Source organism: Spirillospora sp. NPDC049652 (assembly GCF_040675125.1).
Lineage (GTDB): Bacteria > Actinomycetota > Actinomycetes > Streptosporangiales > Streptosporangiaceae > Spirillospora.
Genome location: NZ_JBFAOF010001019.1, coordinates 1 through 2,454, shown reverse-complemented (window position 1 = coordinate 2,454; position 2,454 = coordinate 1). Strand labels below are relative to the sequence as shown.

The 2,454-nt window shown below is 74.8% G+C and carries 3 protein-coding genes; 1 reads left to right on the top strand and 2 read right to left on the bottom strand.

Annotated features, from left to right (window positions below):
• Window positions 1-258 precede the first annotated feature (258 nt).
• Entirely contained in the window at window positions 259-795 is a 537-nt protein-coding gene (gene pyrE, locus AB0J52_RS36280; RefSeq protein WP_500187438.1) for an orotate phosphoribosyltransferase, read from the top strand.
• A gap of 53 nt (window positions 796-848) precedes the next feature.
• Here pyrE and AB0J52_RS36275 read toward each other — a convergent pair whose 3' ends face one another.
• Window positions 849-1,232, bottom strand: coding sequence for a hypothetical protein (locus tag AB0J52_RS36275; RefSeq protein WP_500187437.1), 384 nt, complete (start codon window positions 1,230-1,232; stop codon window positions 849-851).
• Window positions 1,233-1,304: 72 nt separating this feature from the next.
• Window positions 1,305-2,454: DedA family protein (locus AB0J52_RS36270; RefSeq protein WP_500187436.1), on the bottom strand; the 1,150-nt coding region annotated here is incomplete at its 5' end.

Sequence of the window (2,454 nt, the reverse complement as noted above, 5' to 3'; positions counted from 1 at the left end):
CCGAGGCGTCCGGCGCGACCTCCGCGATCCGCTCGCCGGACACCACCACGCTCGTGCCCGGACGGGGCGGGCCGCCCGTGCCGTCCACGAGGACACCGCCCCGGTAGACGACGGTCTCGGCGGGAGCGGGCGGGGCGAACGGCGTCGGCGCGCCAGGCGGGGTGACACTCACCTCACCATCATGGACCCGCAGGTCAAGGCGGCGGACCGGAGCCCCGTCGCCCGGTCCGGTGCGGGCGGGGCAATAAGGTGCTCACCGTGAGCGATCGTGATGACCTGCTGGAAGAGATCAAGGCCAAGGCCGTCGTGCACGGCGACTTCGTGCTGTCGTCCGGGCGACGCGCGTCCTGGTACGTGGACCTGCGCCGGGTCACCCTGGACGGCGCGGTCGCGCCGCTGGTCGGCCGGGTGATGCTGGACGCCACGTCCGACCTGGAGTACGACGCGGTGGGCGGCCTGACGCTCGGCGCCGACCCGGTCGCGACCGCGATGCTGCACGCCGCCGCCGCGCGGGGCCGCAAGCTGGACGCCTTCGTCGTCCGCAAGGCCGACAAGCAGCACGGGCTCCAGCGCCGCATCGAGGGCCCGGACGTCGCCGGACGCCGCGTCCTCGCGGTCGAGGACACCTCCACCACCGGCGGCTCGGTCATGACCGCGGTCGAGGCGCTGCGCGCGGCGGGCGCGGAGGTCGTCGCGGTCGCCACGATCCTGGAGCGCGGCGCGGCCGAGCGGATCGCCGCCGAGGGCCTGGAGTACCGCCACCCCTACGAGGTCGCCGACCTCGGCCTGGACTGAGCCGTCCCCGGTCGCCCACCCGTCAGCGGCCGCCCGTCAGCGGTCGCCCGCCGTCAGCACTTGTCGACGAACCAGGTGCCCCGCTGGCCGCTCGGCTTGCGGGGCTGGACCTTGCCGCAGATGGTGACCTGGACGGCGCCGCCGTCCTGGGCGACCACGTTCAGCGGCGCCTCGTCGATCTTGCGGCCGTCGCCGGGGTTGAGCACGCCCTGAGCCAGCACCTTGTTGGAGCCCGCGACCGTCACCAGGACGTCGGTCGCGGGGCCGACCACCTTGATGACCAGCGGCGTCGAGGCGTCCGCCGTCGGCCGGCCGGAGTGCCCCGCGCCGTTGGACGCCGACGTCCTGGCGCTCTGCCGGGGCTTGGTGTCGTCCCCCGTGTTCACCGCGTTGAACAGCGCGATGCCGCCGACGACGAGCAGCGCCACAACGGCCACGACGGCCAAGGCCGCGAGGAGAATGCGCGCGAGACCACGAGGGTCCGACCGATGACGTCCCACATGCGGAGGTTAGCGATAACTGTCGCCGCTGAGCGACGGGCGTGACTGTTCAGGGCCATTCTTGTTCGGACCGTTGCCGGGGCCGCCGCGGTGCTTACCCTTCTGAGGGCGCGCGGGTTCCGGGCGGCCGGCCGGAACGCCACCGCCCTGACCAGCGCCATAGCCGCCCGCGCCGGAACCGGCGTCCGGAGCGGCGCCGTAGCCGGGCCCCGGGGCGCCGCCCTGGTATCCGCCCTGATTTCCGTAGGGATCCTGATTTCCGTAGCCGCCCTGACCCGGCGCCGGGTTCCCGTAGCCGCCACTCTGCGCGCCGCCCTGGTGACCGCCGCCGTGCGAGCCGCCCTGGTACCCGCCGCCCTGGCCGCCCGGGTAGCCCCCGCCGTGGCCGCCCTGGTAACCGCCGCCCTGGCCGCCGGGGTAGCCCTGCCCGCCGGGCTGGCCAGCGCCCTGGCCTCCGGGGTAACCCTGGCCGCCGGGCTGGCCGCCGTAGCCGCCGCCCTGGTTGCCCGGGTAGCCGCCCTGGCCTCCGCCGTAACCGCCGCCCTGCGGACCGCCCTGGTAGCCGCCGTAGCCGCCCGGCTGGTTGACGGGCTGCCCGCCGTAACCGCCGCCGCCCTGAGGCCCGCCGTAGCCGCCACCGTCCTGGCCGCCGCCGCCGAAACCACCGTCGTGGCCCCCGCCGTAGCCACCGCCGTAGCCGAAGCCGCCCTGGCCGCCGTCCTGGTCGCCGCCCTCACCGGTGCGGGCGGCCGTGCCGTTCTTGCGGCCCTTCAGGACCTCGCGCGCGACCGGGACCATCGAGGCCACCACGGCCAGCGCGACCACCGGCAGGACGTACTTGTCGATGCCCTTGACCCGCGAGCCCAGGTAGTGGCCGGCGACGATGATCGACTCGGTCCAGAGGACCGCGCCGACGACGTTCCAGAGGAAGAACGAGCGGGCGGGCATCTCCAGCGCCCCGGCGAGCGGGTTCAGGAACGTCCGGACGACCGGGATGAAGCGGGCGAGGACGACCGCCTTGGCCGGGCCGAACTTGTTGAAGTAGTACTCGGCCTTCTCCACGTGCTCCGGCCGGATGATCCGGGAGTTCGGCCGGTCGAAGAGCTTGCGGCCGTACCGCGCGCCGAGCCAGTGGCCGACCTGCGCGCCCGCGATGGCG